Origin of the sequence: Chitinophaga japonensis, assembly GCF_007830125.1 — a bacterium.
Lineage (GTDB): Bacteria > Bacteroidota > Bacteroidia > Chitinophagales > Chitinophagaceae > Chitinophaga > Chitinophaga japonensis.
Genome location: NZ_VLLG01000002.1, coordinates 641,555 through 657,868 on the forward strand (window position 1 = coordinate 641,555; position 16,314 = coordinate 657,868).

13 protein-coding genes, 2 tRNA genes and 1 pseudogene are annotated in these 16,314 nt (G+C 41.2%); 10 read left to right on the top strand and 6 right to left on the bottom strand.

Annotation, left to right across the window (positions count from 1 at the left end; genetic code table 11):
• Nucleotides 1–216: 216 nt before the first annotated feature.
• The 5 genes from LX66_RS02465 to LX66_RS02485 all read left to right on the top strand — a co-directional run bounded on the left by LX66_RS02465 (nt 217) and on the right by LX66_RS02485 (nt 4,375).
• Nucleotides 217–1,158, top strand: coding sequence for a toprim domain-containing protein (locus tag LX66_RS02465; RefSeq protein ID WP_145710306.1), 942 nt, complete (start codon nt 217–219; stop codon nt 1,156–1,158).
• A gap of 119 nt (nt 1,159–1,277) precedes the next feature.
• Nucleotides 1,278–1,658, top strand: a complete 381-nt coding sequence (locus tag LX66_RS02470) for a plasmid mobilization protein (protein ID WP_145710307.1) — start codon at nt 1,278–1,280, stop codon at nt 1,656–1,658.
• Complete coding sequence (locus tag LX66_RS02475; RefSeq protein ID WP_145710308.1) at nt 1,655–2,701, top strand: relaxase/mobilization nuclease domain-containing protein; 1,047 nt, start codon at nt 1,655–1,657, stop codon at nt 2,699–2,701. The genes LX66_RS02470 and LX66_RS02475 overlap by 4 nt, the downstream gene beginning before the upstream one ends.
• Before the next feature lie 13 nt (nt 2,702–2,714).
• On the top strand, nt 2,715–3,269 hold the full coding sequence (locus LX66_RS02480; RefSeq protein WP_145710309.1) for a hypothetical protein: 555 nt from the start codon (nt 2,715–2,717) through the stop codon (nt 3,267–3,269).
• A 71-nt stretch (nt 3,270–3,340) separates the two neighbouring features.
• Nucleotides 3,341–4,375 carry an AAA family ATPase gene (locus LX66_RS02485; protein ID WP_145710310.1) on the top strand — a complete coding sequence of 345 codons (1,035 nt, stop codon included), beginning with the start codon at nt 3,341–3,343 and terminating at the stop codon, nt 4,373–4,375.
• Between the two features lie 145 nt (nt 4,376–4,520).
• On the opposite strand, the gene LX66_RS02490 is transcribed toward LX66_RS02485, so the two are convergent.
• The 3 genes from LX66_RS02490 to LX66_RS02500 form a co-directional block, all read right to left on the bottom strand.
• Nucleotides 4,521–6,101, bottom strand: a complete 1,581-nt coding sequence (locus LX66_RS02490) for an RNA-directed DNA polymerase (RefSeq protein WP_145710311.1) — start codon at nt 6,099–6,101, stop codon at nt 4,521–4,523.
• A 48-nt stretch (nt 6,102–6,149) separates the two neighbouring features.
• Nucleotides 6,150–8,639, bottom strand: a complete 2,490-nt coding sequence (locus LX66_RS02495) for a S8 family peptidase (RefSeq protein WP_145710312.1) — start codon at nt 8,637–8,639, stop codon at nt 6,150–6,152.
• A 97-nt stretch (nt 8,640–8,736) separates the two neighbouring features.
• Nucleotides 8,737–9,162: a helix-turn-helix transcriptional regulator gene (locus LX66_RS02500; protein WP_145710313.1), complete on the bottom strand. Its 426-nt coding sequence runs from the start codon at nt 9,160–9,162 to the stop codon at nt 8,737–8,739.
• Between the two features lie 155 nt (nt 9,163–9,317).
• Here LX66_RS02500 and LX66_RS02505 point away from each other — a divergent pair, with 155 nt between their 5' ends.
• Nucleotides 9,318–10,586 carry a hypothetical protein gene (locus tag LX66_RS02505; protein WP_145710314.1) on the top strand — a complete coding sequence of 423 codons (1,269 nt, stop codon included), beginning with the start codon at nt 9,318–9,320 and terminating at the stop codon, nt 10,584–10,586.
• Nucleotides 10,587–10,627: 41 nt separating this feature from the next.
• Nucleotides 10,628–11,530 carry a HEPN domain-containing protein gene (locus tag LX66_RS02510; protein WP_145710315.1) on the top strand — a complete coding sequence of 301 codons (903 nt, stop codon included), beginning with the start codon at nt 10,628–10,630 and terminating at the stop codon, nt 11,528–11,530.
• 7 nt (nt 11,531–11,537) lie between these two features.
• Here the strand turns inward: LX66_RS02510 and LX66_RS02515 are convergent, their stop codons facing one another.
• Complete coding sequence (locus LX66_RS02515; protein WP_145710316.1) at nt 11,538–12,254, bottom strand: hypothetical protein; 717 nt, start codon at nt 12,252–12,254, stop codon at nt 11,538–11,540.
• Nucleotides 12,255–12,495: 241 nt separating this feature from the next.
• On the opposite strand from LX66_RS02515, the gene LX66_RS28260 reads away from it, so the two are divergent.
• Entirely contained in the window at nt 12,496–12,654 is a 159-nt protein-coding gene (locus tag LX66_RS28260; RefSeq protein WP_170232335.1) for a hypothetical protein, read from the top strand.
• Nucleotides 12,655–12,688: 34 nt separating this feature from the next.
• A pseudogene (locus LX66_RS28595) lies at nt 12,689–13,651 on the top strand (recombinase family protein); the annotation flags it as partial.
• A gap of 553 nt (nt 13,652–14,204) precedes the next feature.
• On the opposite strand, the gene LX66_RS02525 reads toward LX66_RS28595, so the two are convergent.
• Together LX66_RS02525 and LX66_RS02530 are read right to left on the bottom strand one after the other, a co-directional pair.
• Nucleotides 14,205–14,279 (bottom strand) — tRNA-Pro (locus LX66_RS02525).
• A gap of 27 nt (nt 14,280–14,306) precedes the next feature.
• Nucleotides 14,307–14,395, bottom strand: a tRNA-Ser gene (locus LX66_RS02530).
• Nucleotides 14,396–14,584: 189 nt separating this feature from the next.
• On the opposite strand from LX66_RS02530, the gene LX66_RS02535 reads away from it, so the two are divergent.
• Nucleotides 14,585–16,231: a M28 family metallopeptidase gene (locus tag LX66_RS02535; protein WP_145710317.1), complete on the top strand. Its 1,647-nt coding sequence runs from the start codon at nt 14,585–14,587 to the stop codon at nt 16,229–16,231.
• Nucleotides 16,232–16,314: the final 83 nt, after the last annotated feature.

The following is a 16,314-nucleotide window of genomic DNA, read 5'->3' on the forward strand; positions in this document are numbered from 1 at the left end:
TGTCATACTCCACCAAAATCAAAAAGGCCCGTAAAACTTACGCTTTACGGACCTTTCAATGTCTTTGCCATCTGTTCTTGTCGCCCTGCCTGTACAAATTTCGAACTTATTTTTAATGGATTTAAGACGGCTTGCAAACATAGCTATTTGATAGCCAATTGTTTGCAGGTCGTTTTCTATTGCGCCTACCTGATTGTGAACCTGAAAAACGTGTGTATGAAAAAATTAATGTGTACAGAGGCGAAGCAGATTGATATGGTGGAATATCTGGCTTCATTGGGCCACCACCCCCAAAAGGTGAGAAACCAAGACTATTGGTACTTATCCCCGCTCCGGGAAGAAACAGTGGCATCTTTTAAAGTAAACCGTCGGCTGAACGTCTGGTTTGACCAAGGAACCGGGAAAGGCGGTGACCTGATAGACTTCGGAACCCTTTACTTTAACTGTTCGGTCAGCGACCTGCTGCAACGCCTATCGCAGTATCACCCCGGCCCAGCTTTTTCTTTTCACCCGCACTCCGGCTCCGGTGATCGGCGGCAGAGCGCGGCTTCTTTTGCTGGTGAAAAGAAAGATACCCCCGACAATAAAATTGTTGTCCTGGACACCCGCCCCCTTGCCGAGCAGTCCCTGCTGAACTACCTGCAAAAAAGAAGTATCCCGCTTGAAATTGCCACCCGGTTTTGCCGGGAGGTGGATTTTCTTTTGTACGGAAAGCAGCATACCGTTATCGGTTTTCAAAACAAAGCTGGGGGATATGAGCTGCGCAACGAGTACTTTAAAGGCAGCAGCTCCCCCAAGGATATTACTTTTATTGACAACCGTACAGAACAGGTTGCTGTCTTTGAAGGCTTCTTTAGCTTCCTGTCTTTACAAACCATCAACAGCAATAAACAGGCCCCACTGTCAAACTGTCTTGTCCTCAATTCTCTTTCTTTCCTTGAAAAATGCCGTCCATTGATGGAGCAATACAAGCAGGTTCATTTGATTTTGGACAGAGATAATGCCGGCAGGAACCGTACCCGGCTGGCGCTTGAATGGGATGCGAGCAAGTACATAGACCGTAGTGATTTTTACCACGGTCACAAGGATTTAAACGACTGGCTTGTTCACCTCTACCATAGCCAAAGCATAGGCCCACGGATGGGGAAGCGTCTTTGACGTTCGGGTAGCCAGCTATGTTTTGGTAAAACCAAAACGGCTGGCTCACCTCATGCTACCGCATTCGGTGAGAAATTTTTTTCATGCTATCGCATTCAAAAAATAAAGAGGAGGTTGATATGAAGCAGCAGAATGTACAAACCAAGAAAAAGGGAGGCCGCCCCCAAAAAGCGGTAAAGAAAGATCAATTACTAGCCCTAAAGTGCAGTCTTTATGAAAGGCGAGTTATTGAGGTAAGGGCCAAAAGTGCTAACCTTTCTGTTTCGGAATACCTATGCGAGATAGGGCAGACCGGAAAAATTGACAGGCGGGAAAAAGCATTGCCTAAAGAAGTTTTAGAGCTAACCGGCACGCTCAACCATGTAGCGGCAAACCTTAACCAGATCGCCAAAAAGAGAAACGGCAATGAAGAACTAAGCCCGCTTGAACGGGCTAATCTGAAAGTACAATCCGGAGATTTAAAGGCATTGGCATCACAAATTAAAAGCTATTACCAATGATCGGTTATGTAGGTACAGGAAGTTCCTTTTTTGAATGTATCCGTTATTGCCTGCAAGATAAAAAGGAACTATCCGAAGAACAAAAGCTGCAACTTTCCCTTAAAGACAGCCTGCAGCACAAGAACCGGGCAGAAATACTGGACTACAATAAATGTTTCGGGAATTTAAAAGAACTGTCCAGCCAGTTCATTGACGTTGCCAAATTAAGCAAGCGGGTAGAAAAGCCGGTATTTCATTTTTCCTTACGGCTGGCCCCCAATGAAACGCTTACAAAAAATCAGTTTATAGAAATTGGACGGGAGTGCGCCAAAGAATTTGGCGTAGCGGATAACCAATATATCTGCATCCTGCATAAAGATACCCAAGAGCAGCATATTCACGTTGTTGCAAACCGGGTAGGCTTTAACGGGAAAGTGGCCAGCGACAGCAATAGTTATAAAAGAATGGCTGCCCTTTGCCGAAGGTTGGAAAAGCAGTATAAGCTGCAAGAGGTATTAAGTCCCCGATCCTTTTTATCTGCCAAAGAACGGCTATTGCCCCGGCAGGATATACGGAAGGAACGGCTGAAAACAAATATTCGTCAAACTTTGGAGCAGGTACACAATTATCAAGTGTTTGAACAAAAAATGCAGGCGTTGGGGTATAAGGTCATAAAAGGCCGGGGCATTTCTTTTATTGATGATAAGAAGGTGAAAATAAAAGGCAGCGAAGTTGGGTTTTCACTGGCAAAGATAGAGCAGGTCCTCGGCGTAAAACAAAAGCTGGAAGTTGCAAAAGCCAAACAAGAAGTTTATGAAACGGCCATCCGGCAGAAAAGGATAACGCAGCATTCCTTTACTCCTGCTCAAAAATTACTCCGGCAGACAAGGGAAACGGCGCAGATGAAACGTTCCCCATTTATTCCGGTAATCCGGGAATTAGGCAACCTGTTAGAGCAGCTTTTAAAACCAGAGTATACTTCAAACTACCTGCCTTACGAATTAACAGAGGAAGGTATTAAACGCCGGAGAAAGAAAGAACTGGCGCAGCGCATGCGCCATTAACTAAAAAAAATTTATGGATACTACAAGAAAAGTTGAAAACATACAGAAGGAGACTCTAGAACTGGTATTAGAAGAATTTGCCGAAGAACAGAAATCTAGCACCAAATCCCTTAACGACCTGGTTACAGCCGTTAACAGATTATCCGGCAAACTTTCTAGTTTTGAGGAAAAACTGAATACGCCCAAGCAGGTAAATGTTTCAGTAGATACAAAGCCTATTCAGGAGATTGTTAGAAAAGGCATTGCGGATATTGTGCTGGCAGTAGCCTCTCAACCCAAAAATTTAGTTCGTAAATTTCAAGTTTTGCTTTTCCCGGAACAGGATGCCAAGCTGTTCTATAAAGTGGTTTTTGGACGATGGTTTCTTATGCTGGCAATTATGCTGTTTATCACTTGCTTTTATAAATTCAGCATTCATTGGAGCAATAACCAAAAAGAAATAAAGCTACGACAGCTAGAAAATGATCGGATAAAGAAAGCATGGAACTATCTATACTATACTCATGATAAAAAAACAAAGCGGTTAATGGATAGCGCCTACATTAAGGGCAGCCTCAATATTAAATAGGGCAAAAAAAGGTGCAAAGATATGGCAAAATCATTAATTTTGCATATATTTCTATTGGAAACTGGAATATTATGAGCCAATTTAACTTTATTAAGGACATTGCAAAATTTGGGTTAGAAAATGACCAAGAAAAGCTATTGTCTGCACTTAATGAATTAATTGAGCATTCCAAGAAGACCAAGAAAATTAATTTTGCCCTACAGCTTCAATCCTTGTTGAAAGATTCAATAAGGCAACAACAGGTAAGTGGTTTAACTCAAGTCGGCTCTGCAAAATATTTAGTTAAGGAAGAAGATCGAGAAGTAAGCGAGTTTATAATTGAGAAAATAACCTCCGATTATAGATTTGAGAACCTTATTTGTAACGACGATGTGAAAAATGAGCTTAGCTATTTCATACAGGAACATCATAAAATTGAATTGTTGCGCTCATTTGACTTGCCCGTTGCTAATAAAATTTTGTTGCATGGCCCTCCAGGATGTGGTAAAACACTAGCCTCCTATGTTATCGCCGGAGAGCTACAAAAAATGATGGTTGTTGTAAATCTAGGAGCGATAGTTTCATCCAAATTGGGTGAAACTAGTAAAAACCTTGCCAAAATATTCAAGAGGGCCGCTTCAGAAGATAGCGTTATTTTTATCGATGAATTTGATTCTCTTGGAAAAGTAAGGGACTATAGCCAAGATCATGGAGAAATGAAAAGGGTAGTAAATACTATCTTACAACTTTTTGACTATTTACCGCAGACAAGTATTGTCATTGCGGCGACTAATCAGAAAAACATGTTGGATAATGCTCTGTTAAGAAGATTTGATTTAAGTGTTCAGTTTGACTTGCCCAATCAACAGCAAATTGAAGCCCTTATAGCCCTAACACTTAAAAATGGAAAGTTTGAATTTGATAATAAGATTTCTGCAAAAACGGCAATTAAGTCTTGTTTAGGGTTATCTTATTATAGTATACAAAAGACCTTAATTACTGCTATCAAACGTAGCCTTTTCAATAAAATAGATAGTAAAACTATTCCAATTAAAGCGAAGATTAGCACTTCTATTTGGAAGAATTTAATTGCCTCGGAGAAGAAGAGTTTGTTAAAAAAAGGATAAATTGTAATAGTTCCGATTTGACCTAGCGCCTATCTATAAATTGATAAAAATTTTACTCTACACAAAGAGTGAGATTCATATCAAAAATCAACGTCTATTTACTAAATTTATTGCTGTTGAATACCTCGCTTAATAAAAGAATTGGCTACTTTGCCCATTGAAGAAGTAAACGTTCCAAAATCTGATTCTGATTCAAGGTTTCTCGAATATTTCCGTGCAAAAATTTCTTCTGCTCTGGAGGGAGAGATTTTGTAGCAATTATATATGCTCGCCTTGTCCATTCACTAAATCTAACTTGATCTTCTTTTAACTGGTTAATCCAAGCAGCATTCTTGTAATTTATACTTGAAAGCAAAATTTTTCTCTTAACGTCCTCGTTAGCAGATTTAAACTTATCTATCAATATACCAATATGGTTAAGTCGATTGTTATAAACGAATAAATTAAGTAAGGATATTTGATAGAATGGATTATTATTTACAATTTCGTCATCCAAAAGCTCAAGTATCTTACCTCCGATATTCTTCCAATCAGATTGAAAATTCTCTGCACAAGAGTTGATATATAAGCATATATCATTGAGTGCCGGAATCAAATTTTGAAAATTTTCAATTGAAAATTCAACTGCATGAGGTATCCCTATTTGTGATAAGCGCCTATATAACCACCTTAACTTTTCAAAATTTTCTGCATCCAAATACTCTTGTAACAAGTCTACAACTTTTCCCTTCGATATTCGCCTTAAATCCTTATTATCAATTGCACTAAGAACTATCTTTGTATATGCATTCCCTCCTGTATATTTCCTTATTATCTCTACAATTTCATTTTCAGCTTCATAAACTGGTTCATCTCCTAACATCTTACGTGTATACTTAAAAAATTCCCTAACCTTAAATTCTCTTGTTTTCTGCCTTTGAAGGGCCAATCGTTGCTCTTTATCCAGTATGTCCGCTATTTGCAAAATTCTGATCCTAGCCTCTTTCTCGTTTTTACAGAAAAAAACCATATCATCAACATATCGCAGAAACGGTATTCCTCGAAGACTGAGATTATTGTCAACTGGAATCAGGCTCATTTCGGCCAAAATATGGGAACTATGGGGACCAATCGGAATACCTCTGGATGTTGATAAATTCAGTACCTTTATTAATTCCGCAATTCTTTTTTGCACTTGATTTGGAAACCCACAGTCCCTTAGTTGATTTTCAATTGTATGTAAATAAATTTGGTTGTAGAAATCTGATATATCGCAGGTGACAACATATTCATAGCAGCTATCTAGCTCATACTTTCCTTCCTCCTCGTCTAAAGTTGAAATCTTATCTCGACAAGCCTCCCAGAAATTGTTCCACGCTGTTTTGTTTGCATACATAGTTCCGTCAGATAATGGCTTAAATCTGTAGCTAAAAACTATATTATCTGGCAGTCTATTATTCTCAATTAAATTTCCATATTCATAAAGAATAGCAGCCAAAACAATACTATCTATGGGATGAAGCTGTGTAGCATTTCTATATGATAAATTATCCTTTGGAATGAGAAAACGTCGCGCAGCATTCCACTGGTAATTTGTTAAATCCAGATCAGCTAGCTCCTTAATTAGTTCATCCTCCATCTCCTGAATAATGGTTATTTCAAATGGACGAGGAAATAAATCGGTGTCATTTTCCTTTAATAGGTGCTTAATTGCCCAACGATATGAAGATTCAGCAAGTTTAATCATTTTATATGCATTAATCGTTTTAGCCCCTCTTTACTACAAATAGATAATCTATTCGATTTCCGCTGTTGCGTGCCCTTCAACTTCAATATCTGCTATTGCCTCAACATTATTTATAGCAGCAATATCTGAATACAATCTGTTACTTGCTCTTGACGTGGGTAATTCAGTAATCGTTAAAACGAGAGAGAATTTATGCAGTGACTGCTCCAGATGGGTTTTATGCGATTCTGGAATATCATTCTTTGCTACACACCTTATTGCAAGTGAAACTTTATTACCTAGCTCTGCGATCTGTTCTCCTGAAACATTATGATCTATTTGCTGAACGTTTGAAAACAATCGATTATCTACACCAAAGAAATCATCAGACCAACTCATGCCACTTTTTATTATGTAATCTCCTGTCTGCGTCCCCTTTTTATTATTTCTCCTATCATCTTTTTTGCCCATTTCACTTGCATCTATTGGTTTAAATATCCCAAAGGTTATTTGCAGCGGTAAATAGGATAAATGATTTTCCCTAATAGGAAGAAAGCTATAACAAAGAGTACCTTTGAAATTTAATTTATTGCCACTCTTATTTATATATTCTGGCAATGAAATTATTATTGTTTGTAACTCTTCAGGCTTAATCTCACTTTCAATAACAAATGTTATTGAATTATCATCTGTAGCCGTAAGTACATTGCTATAGGGCCTCCCGAAACCGGTTAATTTCCTAAATAGATTTATTGGGAAGCCTCTGAATGGTATAGGTGGGTTAGTATACGTACCAACTGGAGCATCGGCTGAATTGATTAGTAACGCCTTTACAGTTTGTGTTCTAAAAACTGGATATTCTTTCAATATCTGTGCAGCTAAAGAAGTGATTAACGGGGCGGCCAAACTTGTACCACAACTTCTTGAAAAAAATCTCTGTCCGTTGGGTTCTATAGGTGACCGCAGAACCTCCATCCCTGCCTCATGTCGAAACAAGTCCCCTCCTTCAAATACGAGATCTGGTTTATTAAGATGTTTGTTTTTTTGAGATCGTAGAAATTCTGATCCATTCACAGATTGTTCATAATCATAGTGGAATTTTCGTGTGTAATATGCGGGGAATTCCTCTGCCGGTGTGATATCAGAATTAAGAGTTCCTTCGAGATTTCCGGCTAACGCTCCAATAGACACATTATTCAAGGATTCAGATGGCTCCGAAATGTTGGTTGATTCACAACTATGTATTTCACTGCCATTGTCTAAAGAATAAAAAACAGTTGGGTATTCGTGAGAGTTGTGAGTTTCCTCTATTAATTCCCTAAGCCTTTGTTCTGAAATATTCCCCACTGAAATGAAAATCAATAAATCCCTTTCAAAGGCCAATTTATCAAGCAGATAAGCATAGTCACTAAAAGGTTTATTATATCCCTTTGGCATTGGGTCATTTAACGATAAATTAAATAGCCTCACTCCATGACTAATATTAGCCGCTTTAATTGCCTCAACGAGCTGTATAATATTTAAATTATCATTGTCATTTTGAATAGCTTTTATGATTGCAAGTTTAGCTTTTGCCTCATAATTTTCTTTAATTTCAATTAAAAATTCTTGTCCTAAGGCAACTAAGCTACCTACCGCAGTTCCGTGCCCGCTATCGTCAATTAAAGCAGCCGTGTTTGTAAGATCAATTAAAACAGGGGAAATGCAAGGTCTAAGAGGCGCGATGGGAAAGAAACCCGTATCTATTACACCAACCACTGGCAAATTTTCTGCCACGGTGATATTAAATCCGTAGTCTCTTCGTTCTTCCCCATATACACCAGGCCTTCTTCTTTCCGTACGTGTACTTGTGACAGTTTTAACTATATCAAAATTATTTGCAATTTCTTCAATATCTTCTTTTCGTAAATTTTGAACTTCAATAATCTCTGTCGTTATTTCGGTTTGGTATACTGTCTTATCTCTATCTCTCAAATAAGTTAATAGTGATGTATATATATCGTTAGCGGCTCTATTTTGCGGTGGGATAAGACTGAGAGAGGAAACTTCAGTAGAATACGATTTAATTCTTCTTTTACTGGAAAAAAATTTAAAGTCATTTATTAAGGCAATCAAATTATACTCCTTCCCCTGGTATGTTTCAGTAAGTGGACTATCATAAAATAACTCAACATGAGATATGAAGGTTTTGAATAATTCGGTATCCGCGATTTCAAAAAGTACACTTTTGTTAAAGTCCTCATAGGAGGACACAAGCAAGCCATACTTTTTATAAAACTCCTTTTTTAAACTGTCATTAAATATTTTATAGAATCGTATAAAAACCAGATCTATAATCGCAGGTACATTGAGATTTCTTTGCCTTTGGTCGTTTCTTTGTTTTCTTTCTGTATAAAATATAGCATGCGCTCGCCTTAATCTATCTTGCTGCGTTTGGCTTGGAGTTCTCGAAGGTTCTAACTCTTGATCGTCATTACTAGTGGATTGAACGTTCCTGGATTTATTGAAGCCATCATTTCTGCCAGTTTCATTTCTAAGGTATAGATGCTTATTAGCCATACTCAATAGCTTAGGGGTGTTAGTTTTGTTGTGATGAGTATAATCAGCACTAATTAAAAAACCACTGTTTCCAGTGGCTAACTAATTATAAACAATGTTATTTCTTTTTATCAACCAATTTTTCCAGCAGGACAATTTTTTCCTCCTTTTCCTTTAACAGCCGCTCGTACAATTTCTTATTTTCCTCCAATACCTCCATCCATTTATCAACAGGATTAAAGGTAAGGGTGCAATTATTATTTATTGAACCGGCATTGTCATGCAAAGTGCTTGATATAATATTAATAGCTGCTTCCTCACTGAAGTTCTTTATGGCATCCACTGGAACCTTCAGGATTTTAGCGACCTGTTCTAATATATCCGGTTCTATTGTTTCTTTTTGTTCTAATAAGGATACTTTCTTCTGCGTCCAATCTTCCCCCAACTCATAGGCCAAGGCTTCCTGCTTAATACCCAGCATTTCCCTAAAACGCTTGATGTTCCTTCCTTCATGTACTTTATTCGGCATATCAGTATTTGTCATGGTGCAAATTTAACCTTTTTAAACAAGTGGTAATATACGCAAAATTTGAATAAAATACCGCTAGCCTATGCCTTTTCACTCCTAAAAAATGCTGATAACGAATTGAATATGAAATTATTATGGGTTTATTTCGGGAGTAATCTAAACCTCACCACATGGCAACCCATAAAAACACAAAGACACAAAGTATCGGACTGCGCAATTCATCCGAACCCTTCACCATCTACTTAGACGCTGAACCCTATATATTAACCGATGATGCATTAAAAAGACAGGTGGATGAACGCCTGCAAAGAAAACGGGAATGGTTCTACCCCAAGCTAAAGTTTATTTCTATGGCAGACACTACTTTGAAGATGCGGCTTACCTTCCGGGACGTATCCCATGAAATGACTGTAGACATCGAACCGGATAAACTGCACATTTCCTGCACCTGCGGCCAGCAGGTTGAAACGCTTTGCCTGCATACATACAAAGCATTAGAAAGGATAATGGGCTATCATAGCACAGACTATTTTAAAGAATATCGCCCCAACGGTTTAATGGAAATAGCGGCCAACCATTCAATGTATTTTGATAGGAAAGTGACAGATCAGGGTATCGACGTTAAACCAAAACCCAATTTAGGCAGCGTGTATCAATTAGCCGATAAGATGGAAGGCATCCCGTTTGGTGAAGTACTGAAATTGCCACCGGCCCCACCGGAACAAAAAGCAAGAGATACAGCAATTACCTATATCCTCGTAAGCCATTTCAGGAACAGGTACCTCACGTTCCTGCTGCCCTGTTTAGGCGTTTTGAACAAATCACAAGATAATATTAAGGCGTTCCATCACTTCATTAGTGGTACGGAGAAGGAATACGACCCATTTTTAACTGAAGATCAAAGAACGCTGAATAAGTTATGCTATGAAATGTGGCAGCAGGTTGAAATGCAGTCCGGTTCATTGCTCGAAAGCGAACCGGGGCAGGAGCGTTCGCCCGCTGGTATTTTCGGCCTGTGGGAAAAGGCAATGCCTTTGCTATTGCAACAGGAATTTATTTACAGCTATGGTCTATATAATAAGCGGGAATTAAAAGGGAAACCGCAAAGGGCAAGGATTGAACGTATTACCCTTGTGAAAGACAGGCCGCACCTTCACTTTCAACTTTTGGATAAAGGCCCGCTTTATCAGCTACAAATGAAAGTTGCGATAAGGGACAGGAATATTTACAAATACAATACGGAAACGACCTTTTTTGTAGAAGAAGATAAAAAGTTCTACCTGCTGGCTTCTTTACGGGATGGCGGTATAGCGGAATGGATGCGCAGAGCAGGCTGTCATATAACCGTTTTTAAAGAACATTTTTGGGATTTTGAGCAAGAATGCTTAGACCAGCTCCGGGAATGCTATGCCGTTACCACCGTTTTAGCCTGTAAGTAAACAGCACAAGCTGGTTTTTGTAAACTCAAAACTGTATTGTTATGAACATCGGAGGACACAACCACAGGATAGAATATACAACCAATGTATTTATCAATGCCGGTGCAGATACCGCAGAATTAAGGAACTGGAAGGAAAAAATAATTTCCATAGCTACACAGATACCGGACAAGGCAGATGCCCTAACGCCGATTATCCAGCTTATTGTTGCGGCCATTGCGCCAGCCAAAATATACATGATAAAACATGATGCCATTGAAGGAATGGAGGAAGAAGCATTTATTGACCTGTTAGTAGTAGTTTCCGGAAAGAGTAACATACCATTCAAAGAGCTGGAACCTGTATTGGAAATGGCCTACTTAAAAGATCGGCGGGTTTGCTGCTCCCTGCATGGGGAAAGCAATGTAATTGAAGGTTTACGAACCGGGCACATATTCTATTCACTTCACTGCATTCCTGAAAATCTCGTGTATGATGATAAGTCGGCTGTATATCCGATAGCAACGCCCGTTGCTATGCAGGAAATGAAAACCCGGATACAACAGCAATTTTCCTTAACATTTAAAAAAGCCCTCGACTTTAATAAAAGCGCTATTTTCCTGTATGAAAAGACCCGCTCCCAGATTATTACATTTTTATTACACCAAGCGGTGGAACTTACTTACAGGGGTATTTTGCAGTGCCTGAACGGGTATGATAAGAAAACGCACGAGATACGTGCTTTAAAAAAACATGCCCGCCGGTGCGCCCCGCAGTTGAACTGTTTTTTTCCCGATAACACAGAAGAAGAAAAGCGGTTGCTGGACATACTGGAAAATGCTTATCTGAAAGCCCGGTATGAAGATCAGTACCCCGTACCGGAAAATGATCTTTCATTACTTTTTCGGAAAGTAATGCAGTTACAGCAGGCAGCTACAAAGATTATTGAGGAAAAGACTGCCTGAAATTATACTATTCATTTTGTCTTTTAATTTGGGATAACCATTTGTCTATTTCATTCATCACTTCAAGCGCATCTTTCTCCGGGTAGTATTTCTGCATATATTCTGTAAACCGGGCCTTTGTCTTAATATCTTCCCACTCCAATACAGTAAGGCTTAGCATGGGCCATTTCTTTGTTTGCTGCATAAACCCATACAACGGCAGGTAAGGCGGAGCCAGATAAAAAGAATTTTCTATCAGTTCATCATATAAGGGTTTGTTGAAAGCCCTTTTCATATCCCGCACCACGTCATAGACAATACGGAACCTGCTGCCTTGCCGCACGGTAACGGCCAAATCGGGCATCCCCTTATCCTGAAAGAAAATGTACATATAATCAATAAAACCTTCTTCCGTTATATCACACAGGTCTTTGCTGTAATAGCCATATTCTTTTTTAAACAGGTCTAACGAAAAATCCTGCTGGTTCTTATCAATAATAAAATCAATTACCTCATTTTCCTTCTTGATAATATCCTCAATGGTAGGGCCTCCGCTTAGTCCTGCTGCCGTTAAAAAATACCGGGGTTTTGAGAATAACTCGAAGTAATAGCTTTTAAAGAATATGGTTTTTCTGTCAAATGTTACCTGTACATATAACGGGTAAGTGATCTTTCCATGAAAGGACACCTGTTTAAGCCGGTCGTTAAAGTACGTTTTGTAACTAACCTTATATGTTTTAGTCATTTTTGGCTTCTTTTGAATGCATTTGAGCTGAAAAATGTTTGTACAAAAAAAATATTGTTACAAATTATATCAAAACATATTAAATAGCATCAATAATGGTAAATTTCGGTAAAAAACGACAATTTTCATAAAATGTTTTGGTAAAAAACAAATTATCAAACTTAAATTTCTTATATTAGCTTTTGATAAGTGTTCTCTTGCCCAAAGGGATATTGTGAAATTGATAAACGTGGTAGTGCAAATGGAAAAAATTAGACCAGAGAAGGCAGCCGAAATGCTGCGAAAGAAAGGGCTTGATGTAACTGTAGAGCAGGCAGCGGCCATCCTTGAATTTATGCGTAAATTGGCTAACATCATTGTTGCCCATTATTTAGAAAAACAGCGTAAACGGTGTAAGTAAGGAATCTATTTTTTACAATCCAAAGGTTTAGAAAATGAAAATAGCTGATTTGTATATCCGGGTAAGTACCGATGAACAGGCGGACAAAGGCTATTCCCAACGGAGCCAGGAAGAACTGCTACGAAAATATTGTGACATCAACAAAATATCCATTCGTAAAGTGATTTTTGAAGATCATTCCGCTAAGACCTTTAACCGGCCAGAATGGAAAAAATACCTATTGGAATTAAAGAGGCACAAGGGGCAGGCTGATTTGGTGCTATTTCTTAAATGGGACAGGTTTAGCCGCAACGCAGGGGATGCCTACCAAATGATTAACATACTTCGGAAGTTGGGCGTAGAACCGCAGGCCATAGAACAGCCGCTTGACTTATCCATACCAGAAAATAAAATGATGCTGGCCTTTTATTTAGCGGCCCCCGAAGTAGAGAACGACAGGCGTGCATTAAATGTTATTCATGGTATGCGCAGGGCAAGAAAAGAAGGTCGTTACATGGGATTGGCGCCTATCGGTTATGTCAATAAAACAGACGAAGCCGGGAAAAAGTATATTGAACCCCAAGAGCCGCAAGCGGGTATTATACGTTGGGCATTTGAACAAATAGCAGAAGGGGTATTTAATACTGAACAGGTTTTTAAAATGGCAAAGGAGAAAGGATTTAAGGGGACTAAAAGCCTTTTCTGGTTTGTTATACGCAATCCTGTTTATTGTGGGAAAATATTTATCGCCAAGTATAAGGACGAAGAAGCGCGGTTTGTAAAAGGCCTGCATGAACCTATTATTTCTGAAGCACTGTTTTACCAAGTGCAGGACGTTCTGGATGGCAGGAAAAGAGTGCCTTATCGCCTTAAAATTCTTACCAGTCCCGAATTGCCGTTACGCGGATTTTTAATTTGTCCGGAATGTGGCAAGCTGTTAACCGGCAGCAAGTCAAAGGGGCTTACCAAGTATTATACCTATTACCATTGCACCACGGGTTGCACGTGCCGGTTCAGAGCAGATAATGCAAACAGCCTGTTTGTTTATGAACTAAAAAAATACATGCCCCGCCCGGAAATGACAGACCTGTACAAGATCACACTTTCTGAAGCATGGTATGACCAGACTAACCATTTACAGAACGACCAAAAGGAACTACAATATCAGATAAAGGAACTGGAAGGGAAGCTCTCATACATTCGTGAATTGCTTTCCTCAAAACAAATTGAGCCTGCTGATTTCCGGGAAATGAAAACAGAGTACAGCGCCAAATTGGAGAAGTTGGAAGCCAAACTAAGCACCTATGATAACGACAAAGTGAATATAAACGACCTGCTGGACAAGGGACTGAACAACCTTTTAAAGCTAGATTGTGCGTATGAAACCGGTGAAATAGACAAGAAACGGGAAATCATTAGTTCGATGTATCCCGAAAAATTGAGTTTTGATGGATTTTCATTTCGAACTAACCGCATCAATGAAGCGGTACGCATAATATACATGCTGGGCAAGGCTTTTGGCGAAAATAAAACAGGACAAAATGGTAATAATTCCACTTTGTCCTGTCAAGTCGGGGCGGCAAGATTCGAACTTGCGACCTCCTGCTCCCAAAGCAGGCGCGATAACCGGGCTACGCTACGCCCCGAACCTTTTACGAAGCCGGAGCTTCCAGCGGTGAGGGAGGGATTCGAACCCTCGGTACAGTTTGACCCGTACGCCGGTTTAGCAAACCGGTCCTTTCGGCCTCTCAGGCACCTCACCATCCCCTTGCAAGGGGCTGCAAAAATAGCAATTATTTGGAATTATCCAAAAGCATTTGGCGATTTTTGAAACACCGGCGCCCCTCCCAAAATTCATTACATTTAATTGTAACACAACAACCGTCATCATCGTTCCATTGCGCCCATACCGCATAATTTTCTATATTTATCAGCTAAACAACTTTCCTACATGCAAACCTGCTATCGTCTCCTTGCCATAGCTGCCATCGCCCTCGGCGCCTGTAACCAGGGCGAAAAACAGGCAGCGGCTACAGAAGATTCTACCGCTATCCGGGCCATTAACGAAACCAGCTTTACCCGGCACCTGCAGGTGCTGGCCGCCGACTCGCTGGAAGGCAGAAAACCCTTCACCCCCGGCGAGGACAGAACCATCCGCTACCTCCAGGAACAGTTCCGGCAACTGGGATTGCAACCCGGCAACGGCGACAGCTACTTGCAGGAAGTGCCCATGGTGGAGATCACTTCCGTACCGGCCGGACCGCTGGTGTTCAAAGGTGAAAAAGGTACGCTTTCCCTTTCCTATCTCGATGATTATGTAGCCACCACCCGCCGGGTTACGCCCAAAGTGCAGCTCAGTAACAGCGAGGTGATATTTGCCGGCTACGGTATCGTAGCGCCGGAATACAACTGGAACGATTACGCCGGCCTGGATGTAAAAGGCAAAACCGTACTGGTAATGGTCAACGATCCGGGATTTGTGGACAGCACCATCTTCAAAGGCAAAACCATGACCTACTACGGCCGCTGGACCTACAAGTACGAGGAAGCCGCCCGTCAGGGCGCTGCCGGCATCATCATCATACATGATACCGCCCCGGCCAGCTATCCCTGGTCCGTGGTAAGAGGCGGCTGGTCCGGCGCCAAGCTGTACCTGCAAACGGCGGACAATGACATGTCGCGCGCTGCCATGGAAGGCTGGATCACGCTGGACGCGGCCAAAGAGCTGTTCCGGCTGGCCGGCGTACCGGATACCCTTATGCAGCAGGCGCACAAACCGGGCTTTAAACCGGTGCCGCTGAAAGTGGGCGCTTCCCTGGCCATTAATAACAAGATCAAAAAATCCACCTCGCATAATGTGCTGGCCGTATGGCCCGGCGCCGGCAAAGCGGGTGAATACATCATTTACTCCGCCCACTGGGACCACCTGGGCATCGGGGAACCGGTTAAAGGGGATTCCATTTATAACGGCGCGGCAGACAATGCCACCGGCACCGCCGCCCTGCTGGAAATTGCGGACGCCTTTACCAAACTGAAAGAACGGCCCGCCCGCTCCATCCTGTTCATTGCGCTGACCGGCGAGGAACAGGGCCTGCTGGGCTCCGAATACTATGCCACCCACCCGGTATACCCGCTGGACAGCACCGTGGCGGACCTGAACATGGACGTGCTCAATACCTACGGCCGTACTACGGACATCACCATCGTGGGTAGAGGCCAGTCGGAGCTGGATGATTATGCGGAAAGAGCAGCGGCCAAACAGGGGCGCACCATCTCCCCGGAGGAAAATCCTTCCGGCGGGCATTTCTTCCGCTCAGATCATTTCAATTTCGCCAAGGTAGGCGTTCCCGCCCTCTATGCCGGCAGCGGCACCCACTCGCTGGAACATGACAGCGACTGGGCCAAACTGAAGATCGAAACATATGGCCGTACCCGTTACCATGCGCCGGCTGATGAGTTTGACGATACCTGGGAGCTTTCCGGCATGGTGGAAGATACCCGCCTGCTGTTCGACATCGGGCTGACCCTCAGCAATGAAAGCAGCTTCCCCAAATGGAAGGAAGGATCTGAATTTAAAGCGGTCCAGGAGAAACAATAGCCCCGGCATAAAACAGGTTAACATCCGGGCGGCAGGCGTGTGCAACTCCACATACCTGCCGCCCGGCTCGCTATATAATTTGT

Excerpts from the sequence above, each read along its gene's own strand:
- LX66_RS02465 (WP_145710306.1), top strand. The coding sequence starts at position 217 with ATGAAAAAATTAATGTGTACAGAGGCGAAGCAGATTGATATGGTGGAA.
- LX66_RS02470 (WP_145710307.1), top strand. The coding sequence starts at position 1,278 with ATGAAGCAGCAGAATGTACAAACCAAGAAAAAGGGAGGCCGCCCCCAA.
- LX66_RS02475 (WP_145710308.1), top strand. The coding sequence starts at position 1,655 with ATGATCGGTTATGTAGGTACAGGAAGTTCCTTTTTTGAATGTATCCGT.
- LX66_RS02480 (WP_145710309.1), top strand. The coding sequence starts at position 2,715 with ATGGATACTACAAGAAAAGTTGAAAACATACAGAAGGAGACTCTAGAA.
- LX66_RS02485 (WP_145710310.1), top strand. The coding sequence starts at position 3,341 with ATGAGCCAATTTAACTTTATTAAGGACATTGCAAAATTTGGGTTAGAA.
- LX66_RS02490 (WP_145710311.1), bottom strand. The coding sequence starts at position 6,101 with ATGATTAAACTTGCTGAATCTTCATATCGTTGGGCAATTAAGCACCTA.
- LX66_RS02495 (WP_145710312.1), bottom strand. The coding sequence starts at position 8,639 with ATGGCTAATAAGCATCTATACCTTAGAAATGAAACTGGCAGAAATGAT.
- LX66_RS02500 (WP_145710313.1), bottom strand. The coding sequence starts at position 9,162 with ATGACAAATACTGATATGCCGAATAAAGTACATGAAGGAAGGAACATC.
- LX66_RS02505 (WP_145710314.1), top strand. The coding sequence starts at position 9,318 with ATGGCAACCCATAAAAACACAAAGACACAAAGTATCGGACTGCGCAAT.
- LX66_RS02510 (WP_145710315.1), top strand. The coding sequence starts at position 10,628 with ATGAACATCGGAGGACACAACCACAGGATAGAATATACAACCAATGTA.
- LX66_RS02515 (WP_145710316.1), bottom strand. The coding sequence starts at position 12,254 with ATGACTAAAACATATAAGGTTAGTTACAAAACGTACTTTAACGACCGG.
- LX66_RS28260 (WP_170232335.1), top strand. The coding sequence starts at position 12,496 with ATGGAAAAAATTAGACCAGAGAAGGCAGCCGAAATGCTGCGAAAGAAA.
- LX66_RS02535 (WP_145710317.1), top strand. The coding sequence starts at position 14,585 with ATGCAAACCTGCTATCGTCTCCTTGCCATAGCTGCCATCGCCCTCGGC.